This is a genomic window from Streptomyces sp. NRRL F-5135 (assembly GCF_000719775.1).
Lineage (GTDB): Bacteria > Actinomycetota > Actinomycetes > Streptomycetales > Streptomycetaceae > Streptomyces > Streptomyces hebeiensis.
Window position 1 is genome coordinate 258,293 of record NZ_JOHR01000009.1, and the last position, 16,746, is coordinate 275,038.

At 72.1% G+C, this 16,746-nt stretch carries 13 protein-coding genes and 1 pseudogene; 7 read left to right on the forward strand and 7 right to left on the reverse strand.

Features of this window, described 5'->3' with window-relative positions; genetic code table 11:
- Positions 1–71: 71 nt before the first annotated feature.
- Positions 72–671 carry a helix-turn-helix domain-containing protein gene (locus tag IG02_RS0118060; protein WP_030748581.1) on the forward strand — a complete coding sequence of 200 codons (600 nt, stop codon included), beginning with the start codon at positions 72–74 and terminating at the stop codon, positions 669–671.
- Between the two features lie 27 nt (positions 672–698).
- Here the strand turns inward: IG02_RS0118060 and IG02_RS0118065 are convergent, their stop codons facing one another.
- Positions 699–1,991, reverse strand: coding sequence for a M6 family metalloprotease domain-containing protein (locus IG02_RS0118065; protein WP_420707767.1), 1,293 nt, complete (start codon positions 1,989–1,991; stop codon positions 699–701).
- 360 nt (positions 1,992–2,351) lie between these two features.
- Here IG02_RS0118065 and IG02_RS38340 point away from each other — a divergent pair, with 360 nt between their 5' ends.
- The gene (locus IG02_RS38340; RefSeq protein ID WP_030748586.1) at positions 2,352–4,472 is read left to right on the forward strand and encodes a putative bifunctional diguanylate cyclase/phosphodiesterase; all 2,121 of its coding nucleotides are present in this window, start codon (positions 2,352–2,354) and stop codon (positions 4,470–4,472) included.
- 115 nt (positions 4,473–4,587) lie between these two features.
- Here the strand turns inward: IG02_RS38340 and IG02_RS0118075 are convergent, their stop codons facing one another.
- Entirely contained in the window at positions 4,588–5,475 is an 888-nt protein-coding gene (locus tag IG02_RS0118075; RefSeq protein ID WP_030748589.1) for a hypothetical protein, read from the reverse strand.
- A gap of 198 nt (positions 5,476–5,673) precedes the next feature.
- Between IG02_RS0118075 and IG02_RS0118080 the strand changes: the two genes are divergently transcribed.
- Positions 5,674–6,354, forward strand: coding sequence for a class I SAM-dependent DNA methyltransferase (locus IG02_RS0118080; RefSeq protein WP_037803269.1), 681 nt, complete (start codon positions 5,674–5,676; stop codon positions 6,352–6,354).
- A 76-nt stretch (positions 6,355–6,430) separates the two neighbouring features.
- Here the strand turns inward: IG02_RS0118080 and IG02_RS0118085 are convergent, their stop codons facing one another.
- The 4 genes and pseudogenes from IG02_RS0118085 to IG02_RS0118100 all read right to left on the reverse strand — a co-directional run.
- The gene (locus IG02_RS0118085) at positions 6,431–7,879 is read right to left on the reverse strand and encodes a WGR domain-containing protein (RefSeq protein WP_030748596.1); all 1,449 of its coding nucleotides are present in this window, start codon (positions 7,877–7,879) and stop codon (positions 6,431–6,433) included.
- 127 nt (positions 7,880–8,006) lie between these two features.
- Positions 8,007–9,062 carry an LLM class flavin-dependent oxidoreductase gene (locus tag IG02_RS0118090; RefSeq protein WP_030748599.1) on the reverse strand — a complete coding sequence of 352 codons (1,056 nt, stop codon included), beginning with the start codon at positions 9,060–9,062 and terminating at the stop codon, positions 8,007–8,009.
- A 305-nt stretch (positions 9,063–9,367) separates the two neighbouring features.
- A complete protein-coding gene (locus IG02_RS0118095; RefSeq protein ID WP_030748602.1) occupies positions 9,368–10,087 on the reverse strand; it encodes an aspartate/glutamate racemase family protein in 720 nt (239 codons plus the stop codon).
- Positions 10,088–10,665: 578 nt separating this feature from the next.
- A pseudogene (locus IG02_RS0118100) lies at positions 10,666–11,496 on the reverse strand (maleate cis-trans isomerase family protein); the annotation flags it as partial.
- Between the two features lie 255 nt (positions 11,497–11,751).
- Between IG02_RS0118100 and IG02_RS0118105 the strand changes: the two are divergent.
- Positions 11,752–12,747: a D-2-hydroxyacid dehydrogenase gene (locus IG02_RS0118105; protein WP_051765224.1), complete on the forward strand. Its 996-nt coding sequence runs from the start codon at positions 11,752–11,754 to the stop codon at positions 12,745–12,747.
- A 16-nt stretch (positions 12,748–12,763) separates the two neighbouring features.
- Complete coding sequence (locus tag IG02_RS0118110; RefSeq protein ID WP_078854605.1) at positions 12,764–14,263, forward strand: amidase; 1,500 nt, start codon at positions 12,764–12,766, stop codon at positions 14,261–14,263.
- Positions 14,264–14,463: 200 nt separating this feature from the next.
- Here IG02_RS0118110 and IG02_RS0118115 read toward each other — a convergent pair whose 3' ends face one another.
- Entirely contained in the window at positions 14,464–14,961 is a 498-nt protein-coding gene (locus IG02_RS0118115; RefSeq protein ID WP_030748613.1) for a DUF3830 family protein, read from the reverse strand.
- A gap of 237 nt (positions 14,962–15,198) precedes the next feature.
- Here IG02_RS0118115 and ehuB point away from each other — a divergent pair, with 237 nt between their 5' ends.
- Both ehuB and ehuC read left to right on the forward strand, forming a co-directional pair.
- Positions 15,199–16,053, forward strand: coding sequence for an ectoine/hydroxyectoine ABC transporter substrate-binding protein EhuB (gene ehuB, locus IG02_RS0118120; protein WP_030748617.1), 855 nt, complete (start codon positions 15,199–15,201; stop codon positions 16,051–16,053).
- A complete protein-coding gene (gene ehuC / locus IG02_RS0118125) occupies positions 16,050–16,724 on the forward strand; it encodes an ectoine/hydroxyectoine ABC transporter permease subunit EhuC (RefSeq protein ID WP_030748620.1) in 675 nt (224 codons plus the stop codon). Before ehuB ends, ehuC begins: the two co-directional genes overlap by 4 nt.
- Positions 16,725–16,746 lie beyond the last annotated feature (22 nt).

Sequence of the window (16,746 nt, forward strand, 5' to 3'; positions counted from 1 at the left end):
GGTTGGTTCTCGATGGTGCTGACGGGGGAGGCGAATACGCAAACGTCGTTGCCGAATGGCAAAATGGCCGGATGGACGAAGCCATCGACCGCACTCTTGACGCTGTCGGAGCGAGGCTGAAACGTCTTCGGACGCGTCGGAACGCCACGCTGGCCGACCTCGCGGCGGAGACCGGCATCTCCATCAGCACCTTGTCCCGGCTCGAGGCGGGTCTGCGTCGTCCCACGCTGGAGCAGCTGCTCCCGCTCGCCCGCGCCCACGGGGTCACGCTCGACGAGCTCGTCGACGCGCCGCGGACCGGCGACCCCCGCGTCAACCTGCGTCCCATCCCCTGCGGCGACGGCTCGGTCGTCCTGCCGCTGACCCGCAGGCCCGGCGGGATCCAGGCCTACAAGTTCGTCCTCCCGGCCGGAAGCGACGGCGCCGAACCCGACCCGCGCACCCACGAGGGCTACGACTGGGTCTATGTCCTCAACGGAACGCTCCGCCTCGTACTCGGCGAACACGACCTGGTGCTCGGCCCCGGGGAGGCCGCGGAGTTCGACACGCGCACCCCGCACTGGTTCGGGGCCGCCGGCGCCGGTCCCGTCGAGTTCCTGAGCCTCATCGGCAAACAGGGCGAACGCGCGCACGTCCGCGTGGCACCGGGGCGGGGCCGGGCCGAGCGGTGAAGCCCGGGGGCCTCGCCGGCCCGCCCCTCACACGCCCGGCGTGATCTTGACCGTCCAGGCGCCCGCCGGCGTACGGTCCGAGACCTCCACCCGCGTCCCTTCTCCCGGCCGCTCCCCCGGCACCGTGAACGTCTCGCCCACCCCCAGCGGCGCGTCCGCCAGCGGCGGGTACACCGACCGGTCCCAGCAGGCCCGGCTGCCCGGGTGGGTGTCCACCACCTCGACCGGACCGCCGCCCGAGGGCACCCGGCCGCGCACCCGGTAGATCAGGACGCCCTCCTTGCAGGTGTGGAGATCGTTGCCGGTCGCGGCGCGCGCCTCGACGGCGAGGGCCGTGTCCTCGCCGGTCCTGACGACCGCCAGCCTCGTGCCCGTACGCCGGCCGGCGACGGGCGGCGCGGCCACCGGCTCCAGGGTGAGCAGGCTCGGGCCGGACGCCGCCACGCACCGCACCTGCCGCCGGTCCAGCCAGCCCAGCTTCCACTTGTGCCAGGCGAGGAGATCGGGCGCCATCCCGAACTGGCTGCCCATCACGTCCCAGTCCCCGACGTAGGTGTCCCAGTCCCCCTTGCCGTCGGTCGGCCGGTGGTAGAGGTCGGGCAGGTCGAAGATGTGCCCCGTCTCGTGGGCCAGCACGTTGCGGTCCGGCGGATGGCGCTCGAAGACGGTGACGACGCGCCGGATGTCCGTCCCGTCCGCCCGCATCGGCCGGTCGAAGTTGACGACCTTGGTGGCGTCGGAGTCGACCCCCGGCGCGTCCGGGTCGGCCACCAGGTACACGAGGTCGTAGCGGGAGAAGTCGACCGAGGGGTCGGCGGCGGCCAGCGCGTCGCGCAGATAGGCCGTGCGCCGGGCGGGCTCCCAGTCGCGGCGCATCCCGTAGGCGGTGGACGCGCGCGGCATCGGCAGCCATCGGAGCTGTGGGTGGGGGTGAAGGGTGAAGGCCCCGTACGACGCCCGCTCGTAGAACCGGCTGGTGGCCGGGAAGTGGTCGGCCACCAGTTCGGCCGGGTCGGACCGGGGCGTCGAGTCGGGGAAGGAGAGGAAGATCATGACGGCGTCGAGGGAACGGACCGGGCGCGGGTAGGCCTTGTTCCAGGTGGTGAGGCCGAGGGAGTGGTGGGCGGCGGTACGGGGCAGGGCGCACGGCCCCTCGGAGGTCGCCTCCGCGGCGGGCCCCGCCACCAGGGAGGTGGCGGCGAACGCCAGGAGGGAGGTGACGGCGGCGGCGAACCGGCGTGGACGCGGGCGTTCCGCCCCGCCGCCCACCGGCGTACGGCCGGGCGGCAGCACGCCGCCGGGCGGCCGGGCGGTCGGCACCACGCCCCCGAGCGGCTGCGGACGCTCCACATCGACCTCCGGCCAGGGAATGGGGGGACACCTTCCCCACCCTGTGCACCGGGGCTGTGAACCGTCCTGTTTTGGCGCCCCATCCAGGTGAGACTCGCGCCCCGCGCCCGCGCTCCACGCATACAGGACATGTCACAACCGGTCTAAAGCGAACAATCTCAGGCCACGGTCGCGCAAAAACGTTCGCGCAGTGACCGTCGCCACCGGCTACGGGCCTGTTCCGGGGGGCGGAGCTGGAATGGCCGCCCGGCCTCCCTCTATGATCGGCACACTTTCTCCGGCCGACCGACACCCCCCATGTACGACACGACTGCACCGCGGGAGCGATCCGTGAGCGGAACCTCCGAAGGGCCGCATCCTGCGACGGTCGCCACGTCCGGCACCGTGGAACCGCCGGCCGTCCCGTCCTCACCCCCGGCCGCGCCGGACGCCGGCTCGTTCCCGGAGCGTCATGTCACCGGCACGACCGCCGCCGAGTCGCACGACTACCGCGCCGCCTTCCGGACCGCCCAGCTCGCCATGGCCGTACTCGACCGCGAGGGCACGGTCCTGGGCGCCAACGAGGCGTTCGGCGCGCTCCTCGGCGCCGAACCCGGCACGCTGATCGAACAGGACGCGGCCGACCTCGTCGACCTCGCCTCCGACCGCCGCACCTGGCACGCCTACCGCGCGGTCCTCGACAGCCGCCGCGCGCGCTTCCGCTGCACGCGCCGCCTCAAGCACACCGACGGGCGCACGCTCTGGGCCGAGGTCACCGTCTCACCGCTGCCGGAGAGCGGCACGGTGCTGCTGTCCATCGCGGACATCAGCGACCGGCGCGACCTCCAGGCGCGGCTGCGCCACCTCCAGATGCACGACCCGGTGACGCGGCTGCCCAACCGCACGCTGTTCTTCGAACGGCTCACGGCGGCGCTGGAAGGCACGTCGTACGAGCGTGGCCGGACCTACGACCGCGGCCGGGCCTACGAGCGCGGCCTGCCGTACGGCGAGCAGCACCGCGGCGAGGGGCCCTACGGCCATGGCGCGTACGGCGACAGCAGACCGTACGAGACCGACAGACCGCACGAGGCGGACAGGCCCCACGCCGACAGCGGACCGTACGGGGGCGGCAGACCCCGCGGCACGAGACCGTACGACCCCGCCCACGCGCACGCCGATACCGACGCCGAGGCCGACGTGTACGGTCCCGGCCACGGCGGAACGGGGCGGATCGGCCTCTGCTACCTCGACCTCGACGGCTTCAAGGCCATCAACGACACGCTTGGCCATCGCGCCGGGGACCAGCTCCTCGCCGCCGTCGCCACCCGGCTCACCGAGTGCGCCGACCACGACGGATACACCCGCAGCGGCGGCCATCTGGTCGCCCGGCTCGGCGGCGACGAATTCGCGATCCTCGTCGAGGACTCCACCGGCACGGAACAGCTCGCGGGGCTGGCCCGCTCCGTCCTGGCCGCGCTCCAGCGGCCGTTCGACCTGGGCGGGCAGCGGCTCGCCGTCTCCGCCTCCATCGGTGTGGTGGAGCGGGCCGTGGCCGGCACCACCCCGACGGGTCTGATGCAGGCCGCCGACACCACGCTGTACTGGGCGAAGGCGGACGGCAAGGCCCGCTGGACCCTGTTCGACCCGGAGCGCAACGCCCACCGGATGACCCGTCAGGCGCTCACCTCGACGCTGCGGCCGGCGGTGGAGCGCGAGGAGTTCACGCTCCAGTACCAGCCGCTGGTGGGGATGGCCGACGGGGTCGTACGAGGGGTGGAGGCGCTGGTGCGCTGGAACCACCCGCAGTTCGGCACGCTGTCGCCGAATCGGTTCATCGGCATCGCGGAGGAGGACGGTTCGATCGTCCCGCTCGGGCGGTGGGTCCTGCGGACGGCATGCCGTCAGGCGCGGCAGTGGCAGCGCGACCACCCGGACACCAAACCGCTGTTCGTGAGCGTCAACGTGGCCGTGCGACAGGTCTGGGACTCCGACCTGGTCGCGGACGTCGCCGAGATCCTGGCGGAGACCGGGCTCGCCCCGTACCTGCTGCAACTGGAGCTGACGGAGTCGGCCGTGATGGGCTCGGCGGGCCGTCCGCTCCAGGCGCTCCAGGCCCTGAGCGACATGGGCGTACGGATCGCGATCGACGACTTCGGCACCGGCTACTCGAACCTCGCCTACCTCAGCAGGCTGCCGGTCTCGGTCCTCAAGCTGGACGGTTCGTTCGTACGGGGCTTCCGTTACGACGAGGGAGTCCACCCGAGCCCGGCCGACGAGACGATCGTGGAGGCGATGGTCCAGCTGGCGCACCGGCTGGGGCTGACGGTCACGGCGGAGGGCGTGGAGACCTCCGGGCAGGCGTCACGGCTCCAGCGGATCGGCTGCGACACCGGGCAGGGGTGGCTGTTCTCGCGCCCCGTGGCGCCGGAGCGGATCGCGGAGATGATCGCGGTGCGCCCGCCGAACGTCTGAGCGCCCGTGAGCGCCCGCTCAGACGCCCGGCGGCGCGGTGCGACGTGAGTCCGCGCGGTGCGACGAGAGTGGGCGCGGTGCCCACGGGGCCCGGCGTGGTGTGACCTGGCCTCCGTCAGAGGCCGTAGCGGCTCTTCAGGTGGCGCCAGAAGTCGCGGTACATCCACTTGTCGAACTCGGTGATGCGGTCGGCGGTCCCGGCCTGCATGAGGAAGCCGCCGACACCGGTCGGCGTCCAGTCGTAGAAGTCGTCCAGCCCGTAGGTGTGCCCTATCTCGTGCAGGAGGATGTGGATGTTGTCCTGGTTGCGGGCGCCGAGCATGTACTCACTGCCGATCCGCTGTCCCCAGTCTCCGCCCGCGCCGCCGCCGAAGCCCTTGGTCAGCCACAGCGACTGGTCGTAGTGGCGGGCCGCGCCACCGGGGCACTTGGAGTAGTCGCCGTCCTGGTGGAAGAACCGCCCGCAGTCGGGCGCGCACTGCGGTGCGCCCTCGCCGATGATGTTCGTGTAGATGTCGACCGAGTTGTCGGTCCACTGGAGCGTGGAACGGTTCCTGACCGCCCAGCCGACGATCTTGACCGGGACCGTGGCGTACGGGAAGCCCTCGAAGCCGGCGACCGAGTCGATCCACTTCTTGGACTGCCGCTGGAGGGCGGTGTGGATCTCGTCCCGCATCTGGGCGGTGACCGGCTGGTCGCTGTCCCAGCGGACGCAGTAGTTGAGGGTGCCCCTGTTGGCCATCACCTGGTCCCAGCCGTAGTTCTTGAAGCCGTACAGGTTGGGGTACGTCGACTCGACGTGCCGCCAGACCTGGTCCAGCGGCTGGACCAGATTGCTCGGCGGGTTCCAGGCGGCGGCCACGGCCGGGGCGCCGGAGGCGGCGGTGCCCGTAGTGGTGGCGGTGGCGGCCGGCGCGGCGAGGGCGGGCCCGCTGAACCCGATCAGGGAGAGGGCCCCGGCCGCGACGGCGATCACCGCGGAGCGGAGTGGGCGTAAGAACATGGCGGCTCTTCCTCCTGTGAGTGGGGGGTACGGAGCCGACGTCGGCCCGTGGAGCAGTCCTCGGTCCGCCGCGCTGTCACGCTGTCACGCTGTCACGCCGGCTCACATCCCCTTGTCTCCGCCGCGCTCCCAAAGGTTGCCCCGCGCCCGCGGAATCTCCCGGCGGCGACGCCGGGCGGGGGGCTACTGTCCTCGGTCATGACCGATCCTTCCTACCTCCGCACCACCAGGGCGGGCTACGACGCCATCGCCGTCGAGTACGCCGAGGCCTTCGGCCGGGCGCTGGAGGCCGACACCTGGGGGCGGGCGATGCTCGGCGTCTTCGCCGAGCTCGTGATCGCCGACGGCTCCGGCCCGGTCGCCGACCTCGGCTGCGGCCCCGGCCGCCTGACGCCGCACCTGAACGAGCTCGGCCTGGACGTCTTCGGCGTCGACCTGTCACCCGCCATGATCGAGGTGGCCCGGGGCGCCCACCCGCACCTGCGGTTCGAGGTGGGGTCGATGTCCGCCCTGGACATCGCGGACGGAGCGCTCGGCGGCATCGTCGCCTGGTACTCGGTCATCCACACTCCACCGGAGGCCGTCCACGAGCTGTTCGACGAGTTCCACCGCGTGCTGGCCCCGGGCGGCCGCCTGCTGCTCGCCTTCCAGGTGGGCGACGGGATCTTCCACCTGCCCACGGCCTTCGACAAGCGGACGGACCTCGACTACCACCGCTGGATGCCCGACCGGCTCGCGGAGCTGCTGGAGAAGGCCGGGTTCGAGATCGGCGCCCGGCTGGAGCGCGCCCGCGAGAGCGGGGAACGCACCCCCCAGGCGTACCTCCTGGCCCACAAGCCGGCCACACCCGCGGACGATGCCGAAGGCACCACCTCCTGATCCTCGTGCCTCACGCCTCGCGTCGTACGGGTACGGGCGCCCCCGCCCGTACCCGTCAAGTCCGACGGCCCGGCCCTCAGACCAGGCGCCTGATCTCGCCCCGTACCCGGTAGAAGCCGGCCTGGGCCGGGTGCAGGGCGTCCACGACGTAGCGGGTGCCCGCCTCGCGTATCGCCCGCGGGAACTGGACGTTCCACGTCGGCTCGTAGCCCTCCGAGACCACGTGCACGCGCAGTCGCCCGCCGTCCTGGATACATTCCACGACCACCCCGCCGGCCGCGTCGGAAGAGACCGACGACACCGACGAGACCGCTTGCACGGTCGTGGCCGGGGTGTATGTGGGCAGCGCCGCCGCCGACTTGATGTCCACGGGCACCGGGACCGAGCCCTGCTCCGCCGCCCGGATCGCGGCGTCGCTCGCGTCCACGCACAGCAGCGCGCCGGACGTGGTGACCATGTACAGCTTCTCGTCCAGGTACTGCATGGACAGCGCCGAGCCGTCGCCCGTGCCCAGCTTCCACAGCCGGGTCCCGTCCGCCGCGAAGCAGTAGACCGAGGAGGAGCTGTCCCCGGCGAAGACGAAACGGCCGTCCGGCGCCGTCGCGCAGGAGTACACGGAGGCGTCGCAGCGGTACGTCGCCTCGATGGTGCCCCTCGTCTTCGACAGCCGCTGGACGACGTTGTTGGACATGCCCGCGTACACCGAGTCGTCCTCCTGCCAGCCGAACAGCACCGCGCCCTTGGTCGGGGTGTGCCACAACTCCGCCGAGCCGCCCGCCTCGTAGGCCGTCACGCCCTCGAGGTGCCCGTGGTAGACCGCCCTGCCGTCCGACCGCACCATCCAGCCGTACCGTCCCGTCGACTTGCGCGCCCACTGGTGCTCGTCCTCGTGGTCGATGACCGTGAGACCGCCGTCGTGGTCGGACACGCTCAGCACGCCCTCGTGGATGTCCAGCCAGAAGATGTCGACATCCGCCGCGATGTCGTAGGCGGCGTGCGGCAGTTTGGACGACAGGTCGTACACCTTGCCGTCGTCACACCCCGCGTAGATCCAGAAGTCGTCCGCCACCAGGCACTTGACACCGTTCGGGAGCTGGTAGCGGGCCAGGACCTCGCCGCCGTGGCTCAGCGTGTAGACGTCCCCCTCCTGGTTGCCCACCCAGCAGCGGTCCTCGTCGATGTGGATGCCGAACGCCGCGGATCCCGTCCGGAACCGCCAGAGCACGGGCGCGACACGGCGGGCCGTGGACGGCGCCGAGGTGACCTGGCGGCGGGTCACCGGACGGGCCGCCCGCTGCCCCTGGACCGCCGGGGCGTAACCCTTGCGGACCTTCTCGCCGATCTTCTTCTGCGCCGCCGCCTGCGCCTTGGCGACGGTCGGGAAGGACGAGACCTGGGTCTGACCGCCCGCGCCGATCCGCCCGTAGCGCACCGAGACGACCGTCCCCTCCACGGTCACCTCGTAGAACTTGTGCGCCCCGCCGCCCTCCTGGGACAGCTCCAGGTACGTCGTCGCACGCGTCATGACAGACCTCTCCTGTTCCGGGAGCGGCTTTCCGTCCGCGCCGCCTCCCACTACGAACACGCTAGGAGACGGCACTGACAATCGGCCCTCGGACAGCCGCGGAAGTGGAGCCCCTGGGTCCCGGGGCTCAGCCCTCCGTCGGCAGGCCGTACGCGTCGGCGATCAGGTCGTAGCTGCGTACGCGCAGGTCACCGCCGTGCGCGTTGGCGGTGATCATCAACTCGTCGGCTCCGGTGCGCTTCTGAAGGTCGTTCAGGCCGTCCCGTACCGCGTCCGGTGTGCCGTGGACGATGTTGCCGAGCCACGAGTCCACGAACTCCCGCTCCATCGGGCTGAACCGGTACGCCTCGGTCTCCTCCGGCGTGGGGACCAGCCCCGGGCGGCCCGTGCGCAGCCGCACCATCGACAGCGCCCCGGTCATCACCTGCCGCCGGGCCTCGTTCTCGTCCTCGCAGGCCAGCGCCGCGACACCGATCAGGGCGTAGGGGGCGTCGAGCACCGCGGAGGGCCGGAAGGAATCGCGGTAGAGATCCAGCGCCGGGATGGTGTTCTGCGCGGAGAAGTGGTGGGCGAACGCGAACGGCAGCCCCAGCATGCCGGCCAGCCGCGCGCTGAAGCCGGACGAGCCGAGCAGCCACACCGGCGGCCGGCCGGTGGGCCCCTGGACCGGTCCGGGCACCGCGTGGATACGGGAGTACGGGTGCGCGTCCGGGAAGTCGTCGTCCAGGAAGCGGATCAGCTCGGCGAGTTGCTCGGGGAAGTCGTCGGCGCCCTCGTTCAGCCGGTCCGTACGCCGCAGGGCGGCGGCCGTCGCGCCGTCGGTGCCGGGCGCGCGGCCCAGTCCGAGGTCGATCCGGCCCGGCGCCAGCGCCTCCAGCGTGCCGAACTGCTCGGCGATCACCAACGGCGCGTGGTTGGGCAGCATCACGCCGCCCGAACCGAGCCGGATGCGGTCGGTGTGGGCGGCGAGGTGGGAGAGGATCACGGCCGGGGAGGACGAACCGACCCCGGGCATGGAGTGGTGCTCGGCGATCCAGTGCCGCTGGTAGCCGCGGCGTTCCGCGAGCCGCGCGAGGGCGACGCTGGTGCGCAGGGCGTGGCCGGCGGTGGAGCCGCTGCCCACCGTGACCAGGTCCAGTACGGACAGGGGTACGGGAGCGGAGCCGTACGCGGTGCCCCGGATCCCGTCCCTCGCCTCGGTCGTCGCGTCGGTCGCACGGCCGGTCGCCGGGTCGGCGGTGGTTCGGCCCGCCCCGTCCGGAGCGGCCCGCCCGGTCCGGACGGCCGGATCCGCCGCCGTGTCCGTGTCCGGATGCGCGCCCGTCGCCCCTCGGCTCTCGTCGTCCACCGGTCAAACCCTCCCGCGTATGGCGTCACGTGTCGCCACGCCCAACAGGAGGGCATCTCCGGTTATTCCCCGCCACCACTCACCGACGGCACTCGGCCGGCCACAGGGCCCCATCCACCTCGCGTCACGGACGGCGGGTGTCACGGACGGCGCGCGAACAGCGTGCCCAGCTTCGGCGCCCACGCGCGCCGCTCCGCCAGCCTCAGCCCTTCCCAGACCGTCACCTGGTTCGCCGTGAGAACCGGCTTGCCCAGTTCCTCCTCCAGCGCCGGCAGGTACGCCGCCGTGTGCAGGGCCGTGTCCGGCATCAGCACGGCCTCCGCGTCCGGATGGTCTCCCGCGCGGGCCAGTGCGCGCACCTGGTCCCACTCCCAGGTGCCCACCTCGGCGGCGGTGATGATCCCGCTCGCCCGGTCGGCGACGACCTCGATGCCCGCCTCCTTGAGGAAGGCGACGAAGTGGGCCGTGACATCCTCCGGATAGGTCGCGGCGACGGCCACCCGCCGGGCGCCCAGCGCCTGCGCGGCGTGGGCGAAGGCGAACGACGTGCTCGACGCCGGCAGCCCCGCCGCCAGGGCCAGGGCGCGCGTCTGCGCGTGCGCGCCCTCCCATCCGTAGACGAAGCTTCCGCTGGTGCAGGCCCAGACGACGGACTCGGCACCGGCCAGCCGGAGCTCCTCCACCCCCGCCGCGAGCCGTGCGTCCGCGCCCATCTCGAGCAGCGCGTCGACGCGGTGGGCGTCCTCCCCGATGTCCGTGTGGACCACCTGCAGCCTGATGTCGCTGCCGAAGAGCATTTCCATGCGCGGGTAGTCGTCCTCGGCGGAGTGTCCGGGGTAGAGGAAGCCGACGGTGGTCATGTCCATCCTTCCGTGTCGTCCGGCAACGGTGGCGGCTCTTCCGCCGAAGACTCCGACGTCGCCCGGTCCTGCCCCGGACCCGGTCCCTGCCCCGGGCCGTGCCCCGGAGGGAGCGGGCCGAGGGGGGCCACGGGCGTGACCGGTCCGCCGGGGAGCACCGGCGGGAGGGCCCGCACCCACGGCAACGGTTCGAACGGCGGGCGGGCGTCACCCGGCGGAGGGGGATCGACCGGCGCCACCGGTCCGGTCGGCGGAATCGGTCCGGCCGCCGACGGACCCACCGGCCCGACCGCGCCCACCGGATCCACCGTGCCGACCGCTCCGGCCGGCGGATCGGCGGCTCCGTACGGTTCCGCCGTGCCGAACGGCTCGCCCGGTCCCAGCGCCTCCCCGGTCCCGAAGGTGTCTCCGGTCCCGAACGTGTCCCCGGTCCCGAACACCTCGACCGCCCCCAGGGGCTCGAACGACTCCACGGGCCCCAGGGACTCCACCGGGACGACCGCGTCGATCGTCTCCATGGCGTCGAGGGCGTCGAGCCGGCCGTCCGCCATGACCCGGTCGTCGGCCACGATCCGCTCGCCCGCGACCCGGTCGTCGTCCGCCAGCAGCGGCTCCACCGAAGGTCCCGGCAGCACGGGCAGCACCGGCGGCACCGGCAGCACCTCGCTCGCGAGCGGCCGGTCGAGCAGCAGCCCCTGGTACGGACCGACCGCGTGAGCCCCGAGCCTGCGCAGCGCCGCCCACATCGTCACCTGATTGGCGGACAGCACCGGCATCCTCAGCTCGGCCTCCAATTGCGGGATCGCGTCGTACGTCGGCAGGTTCGTACAGCTGATGAAGAGCGCGTCGGCCGCCCCGACGACGGCCTGCCGCGCCATGTCCACGACCGAGCGGTACGGCACCTTCCAGATGTGCCGGGTCAGCCCCAGAAAAGCGCGACCCGTGACCGTTACCCCCACTTCCGCCAGGTACTCCTCCAGTGACTGGGTGACCGACTCCGTATAGGGCGTCACCAGCGCGATCCGGCTCGCGCCCAGCTCCTCCAGGGCCTCGACCAGCGCCCCCGACGTGGTCACCGAGGGGACCTCGCCGGCCCGGGTCATGGCCTCGCACATGGCCCGCTCACCGGCCGCTCCGCCGACGAAACTCCCCGACGTGCAGGCGTACGCGATGACCTCCGGCTCGGACGCCCCCAGGGCCCGCACGGCCTCGCCCAGGGTTTCGTGCTCGCTGACCAGCCGCGCCAGGTCGAGGGAGACCTCGACCGGCACAAAAGGGGTTCGCGTCACGCGCAGCGAGATTTCGTCGGGCACCCACCGCCACAATTCGCGGTCGAGTGCGAAATCGAACGGAGCGACCACGCCGACACCACGCTGCGGCTGCGGCCCGCCCAGAAAGGAGACTTCCATGTCTTGCCCCCTAATCAAGCCCTTGTTGACGACGGTAGGAGCCAGGTGCGAGCGTGGTCAATCGGCCCATCTCATGTTGCACGGAATTTGCCTCCGGGAAATGCCGGGGCATCGTCGTACCAAGGGATTCGCCCCGGGCCCGATCGGATACCGGCCCCGGGAGTGGCCTGATCGAACCGGCGGACCCACCTGGCCCGGCCCGGTCCCCGCGGCCCGGCCTCCGGCGGGCTCAGCCCCGGCAGAAGGGTGCCCCCCATGCCTGAACCGTCCTCATCATCCGTGTCGTCCGCGTCATCCGTGCCGTCCGTGCCCACGCTCCTCGTCCTGAACGCGGATCCGCCGCCCCGGCTCGGCCGGCTCACCGGCCGCGCCCATGTCCGGTACGCCGACGAGAGCACCCTCGCCGCGCAACTCCCCTCCGCCGACGCCCTGCTGGTCTGGGACTTCACCTCCGACGCGGTACGCGACGCCTGGCCGGGGCCCGGCCCCCGGCCCCGCTGGGTGCACACGGCGAGCGCGGGGGTGGACCGGCTGCTCTGTCCCGAACTGATCCACTCCGACACCGTCGTGACCAATGCCCGGGGCGTTTTCGAGGAGCCCATCGCCGAATACGTGGCGGGTCTGGTCCTCGCCATGGCGAAGGACCTTCCCGGCACCCTGGAGCTGCAGCGCCAGCGCCGGTGGCGGCACCGCGAAGGGCTGCGGGTCGCGGGCAGCCGGGCGGTCGTCGTCGGCGCGGGACCCATCGGCCGGGCCATCGCCGCCACGCTGCGCGCGCTGGACGTGACGGTCGCCGTCACGGGCCGTACCGCCCGCCCGGGGGTGCACGCGGCCGATCAGCTGGACCAGTTGCTGACCCGCGCCGACTGGGTGATCTGCGCGGCTCCGCTCACCGGCGCGACGCGCGGGATGTTCGACGCGCGGCTCTTCGGACTGATGCAGCCGTCCGCGCGTTTCGTCAATGTGGGCCGCGGCCAACTCGTCGTCGAGCCGGATCTGATCGAGGCGCTCACCAAAAGGTGGATCGCGGGAGCGGCCCTCGACGTCTTTGAAGCGGAACCTCTGGATCCGGAAAGTCGCCTGTGGGACGTGCCGAGTTTGATCATTTCTCCGCACATGAGTGGCGACACGATCGGCTGGCGTGACCGGCTGGGCGAACAATTCGTCGACCTGTATGAACTTTGGGCAGCTGGAAAGCCCCTTCCGAACGTGGTCGACAAGAAACGTGGGTACGTGCCCATGCATGACTGATCACATGCGGCGCCCCATGACTGATCAACCCACGAGTGATCACACGTCCCCGGCCGGACCGGCCGACCCGACAGGCCCGGCCGCCCCGACAGGCCTGACCGGCCTGGCCGGCCTCACCGCGCGGCAGCTCCTGGCCGGCTACGAGAGAGGGGATTTCTCCCCCGTCGACGCGGCCCGCGCCGTCCTGGAGCGGATCGAGGCGGTGCAGCCGCTGGTCAACGCCTTCGTACGCGTCGACTCCGAGGCGGCGCTGGCGCAGGCCGAGGCGTCGGCGCGGCGGTGGCGCGCGAACGAGCCGCGGGGACTGCTGGACGGGGTGCCGGTGTCGGTGAAGGACCTCTTCCTCCAGCGCGGCGGCCCGACGCTGCGCGGCTCCAGGACCATCTCGCCCGGAGGTGCCTGGGACGAGGACGCGCCGGCCGTGGCGCGGCTGCGCGAGCACGGCGCCGTGCTCGTGGGCAAGACGACCACCCCGGAGTTCGGCTGGAAGGGGGTCACGGACTCACCGCTGGACGGGGTGACGCGCAATCCGTACGACCTGTCCCGGACCTCGGGCGGGTCCAGCGGCGGCAGCGCGGCGGCGGTGGCGCTCGGCGCGGCGCCGCTGTCGATCGGGACGGACGGCGGGGGCTCGGTCCGTATCCCAGCCTCCTTCTGCGGCATCTTCGGTCTCAAACCCACGTACGGGCGCGTACCGCTGTATCCGTCCAGCCCGTTCGGCACGCTGGCGCACGCCGGTCCCATGACGCGGGACGCGGCGGACGCCGCCCTGCTGCTGGACGTGATCAGCGGCGCGGACCGGCGCGACTGGTCGCAGCTGGCCCCCGCGCCGGCGGTCGCGGCGGCGCTCACCGCGGCCCCGGGGGACGCCGGCGCGCTGGTCAAGGGGGTGCGGGTGGCGTACTCCCCCTCCTTCGGCGGCCAGGTGGCGGTCCGCCCGGCGGTGGCCGCGGCGGTGCGGCGCACGGCGGAGCGGCTGGCGGAGCTCGGCGCGTACGTCGAGGAGGCCGACCCGGACATCACGGACCAGGTGGAAGCCTTCCACACCCTGTGGTTCAGCGGCGCGGCCCGGGTGGTGCAGCCGCTCGGGGCGCGGGCGCGGAAGCTGCTCGACCCGGGACTGCGGGAGATCGTGGCGGCGGGCGAGCGCTACAGCGCGCTGGACTACCTGGCGGCCGTGGACGCGCGGATGGAGCTGGGCCGGCGCCTCGGCCGCTTCCACGAGTCGTACGACCTGCTGGTCACGCCGACGCTGCCGATCACGGCGTTCGAGGCGGGCGCGGAGGTCCCGCGAGGGTCGGGGTACCGGCGCTGGACGGGCTGGACGCCGTTCACGTACCCCTTCAACCTGACGCAGCAGCCCGCGGCGACCGTGCCGTGCGGGGTGGACGAGGCCGGGCTGCCGATCGGGGCGCAACTGATCGCGGCGCGCCATGCCGATGTCCTGGTGATGCGGGCGGCCCACGCGCTCTACGAGTCGGGAGCGGCCCAGGTCCCGCCCCCGACGGGAGGCTGACGGAACGCCTGCCCGTCGGAGCCCGGGAGGGCCCGTGGCCGCGTCCGCGGTGTCGGGCCCACGCGGCCCGGCAGCGCCGTTCCGGGACTTCCGGTTGCCTGTGGCCCCGCCGGAGCCGGCCCGGCGAGGCGCCCCGTCGGGGCCCGCTCGAGCCGGCGGTCGCGGCTCCCGCCCGGCTACGGCCGCGCCTACGGCCGCGGCTACGCCCGACGGAAGCTGAGCGTCTCCCCCACCGCGCCCGCGCGCCAGAGGTCCTGGCACGCGTCGGCCATCTCCTCCAGGCCCTCGACCACCGAGCCCCAGACGATGCCGGGGACCCAGCCCATGTCGCCGTTGATCAGCAGGTTGTTCCGCTCGTAGAAGAGGGCGAGGTCCACGACCGTGCGCCGGCCGCGCACGGCCTTCTCCTCGTAGCCGTACGACGCCGTGCCCAGCTCCGTCTCGGAGAAGGTGAAGTAGCACAGGTCCCCCGGGATGGGGGTCACGGTCGGGTTCTCCAGCGGGGGCTCCTCGGCCGCGAAGGCCGGGAACAGCGCGTAGATCTCATTGCGGGCGTACTTGGCGTGGTACACGTCCGAACCCAGTGGCAGCGCCTCCCACACCGCCGCGCAGGTGACCGGAGCCCGGTCATCGAGGAGTTTCGCGGTACAGCTCACGCCGCGCTTGTCCAGTGACACAGTCACGAATCGGTCGGTCATCTCCTCATGGTCCTCGCCTGGCGCCATGCGTCAAGGGAGCGCAGGATCAGGAATGTGCCGTGCCGCACCCACGTCAAGGCCCAGGCCGAAGATCGGCTCGAAATGATGGGCATAAGACGCGTGGAGTCGGGTAGCCGCGCGCCCATGGCTCCACCACCAGAGCACTACAAGAGAAGAACGAAGAATCAGCCGAATACGCCGAACACACCACACGCGCCAAGCATCCCGAATCGCCTCATGGGCAGACGCTCTCTGCTCCTGGGCACGGCCGCGCTGGGCGCCGCGGGGGCGCTCGGCGCCGCCGGTTGCGGCCGGGTCCCCTCCGGCGACACGCTCGCCCGCCTCAAGTCGCAGCGCACCGTGCGGCTCGGCATCGCGGGCGAGGTCCCCTACGGGTACATCAACGACCAGGGCGAGTTCACCGGCGAGGCCGTGGAGCTCGCCAAAGTGATCTTCAAGCGTCTGGGCATCGGCTCCGTGCAGCCCGTGGCCACCGACTTCTCCTCGCTCATACCCGGCCTGAACTCACAGCAGTTCGACGTCGTCTCCGCCGGGATGTACATCAACGAAGAGCGCTGCCGGCAGGTCATCTTCGCCGACCCCGAGTACCAGATGCTCGACTCGTTCATCGTGCGCAAGGGCAACCCCAAGGGGCTGCACTCCTACCAGGACGTGGTGCGCACCAAGGCGAAGATCGCCACCGGCACCGGCTACGCGGAGATCGACTACGCCATCGCCGCCGGTGTCCCCGAGAAGGAGCTGGTGATCCTCCAGGATCCCGTCGCCGGCCTGAACGCCGTCGAGTCCGGCCGCGTCGACGTCTTCGCCGGTACGGCGCTCACCAGCCGCAACGTGGTGAAGAACAGCCGCAGGGCCGAGGCCACCAAGCCTTTCGCGCCGATCGTGGACGGCAAGAAGAAGATCGACGGCGGCGGTTTCGCGTTCCGGCCCACCGACACCGGCCTGCGGGACGCCTTCAACGTCGAGATCCACAAGATGAAGAAGAACGGCGAGCTCTTCCGCATCCTCCAGCCGTTCGGCTTCACCAAGGCCGAGATGACCACCCTCACCGCAGAGGAGCTGTGCGCATGACAGCGGGCCTCTGGACACACTGGGTGCTCCCCGGCATCTGGATCACCCTGCAACTCACCCTGTACAGCGCCGCCCTGGCCACCGCGGTCGCCTTCACCGTGGGCATGGCCCGCACCCATCGCTCGCGCGTCGTCCGCTTCCTCGCGGGCTTCTACACCGAGGTCTTCCGGGGCACCTCGGCGCTGGTGCTGATGTTCTGGCTGTTCTTCGTGCTGCCGAGCCTGTTCGGCTGGGCGCTGGTCCCGATGTGGGCGGCCGTCCTGGCGCTGGGGCTGTCGTACGGGGCGTACGGCGCCGAGGTCGTGCGCGGGGCGCTCAATTCCGTGGCCCCGGCCCAGCGCGAGGCCGGGATCGCCCTGAACTTCACCCGCTGGCAGCAGATGCGGCTGATCCAGCTGCCGCAGGCGGTGCCGGAGATGATCCCGCCGTTCAGCAACCTCCTCATCGAGCTGTTGAAGGGCACCGCGCTGGTCTCCCTGCTCGGGGTGGCCGACGTGTCGTTCGCCGCGTACCTGGTGCGCCTGGCCACCCAGGAAAGCGCGCAGATCTACTCGGTGACCCTGGTGATCTATTTCGTGATCGCCTTCGTCCTCGCCCGTGGAATGCGGTCCGTGGAACGCAGGACCAAGGCGGGTATCGGTATCACCGCGACTCCTGGGGGTGCCCGGTGAAAACCTGGGACTGGTCCGCCGT

What these genes read in the sequence shown, in the direction of transcription:
- IG02_RS0118095 (WP_030748602.1), bottom strand. Translation starts at nt 10,087, where the DNA reads ATGACCACCGTCGGCTTCCTCTACCCCGGACACTCCGCCGAGGACGAC.
- IG02_RS0118115 (WP_030748613.1), bottom strand. Translation starts at nt 14,961, where the DNA reads ATGACCGACCGATTCGTGACTGTGTCACTGGACAAGCGCGGCGTGAGC.
- IG02_RS0118075 (WP_030748589.1), bottom strand. Translation starts at nt 5,475, where the DNA reads ATGTTCTTACGCCCACTCCGCTCCGCGGTGATCGCCGTCGCGGCCGGG.
- IG02_RS0118060 (WP_030748581.1), top strand. Translation starts at nt 72, where the DNA reads ATGGACGAAGCCATCGACCGCACTCTTGACGCTGTCGGAGCGAGGCTG.
- ehuC (WP_030748620.1), top strand. Translation starts at nt 16,050, where the DNA reads ATGACAGCGGGCCTCTGGACACACTGGGTGCTCCCCGGCATCTGGATC.
- IG02_RS0118110 (WP_078854605.1), top strand. Translation starts at nt 12,764, where the DNA reads ATGACTGATCAACCCACGAGTGATCACACGTCCCCGGCCGGACCGGCC.
- IG02_RS0118085 (WP_030748596.1), bottom strand. Translation starts at nt 7,879, where the DNA reads ATGACGCGTGCGACGACGTACCTGGAGCTGTCCCAGGAGGGCGGCGGG.
- IG02_RS0118105 (WP_051765224.1), top strand. Translation starts at nt 11,752, where the DNA reads ATGCCTGAACCGTCCTCATCATCCGTGTCGTCCGCGTCATCCGTGCCG.
- IG02_RS0118080 (WP_037803269.1), top strand. Translation starts at nt 5,674, where the DNA reads ATGACCGATCCTTCCTACCTCCGCACCACCAGGGCGGGCTACGACGCC.
- ehuB (WP_030748617.1), top strand. Translation starts at nt 15,199, where the DNA reads ATGGGCAGACGCTCTCTGCTCCTGGGCACGGCCGCGCTGGGCGCCGCG.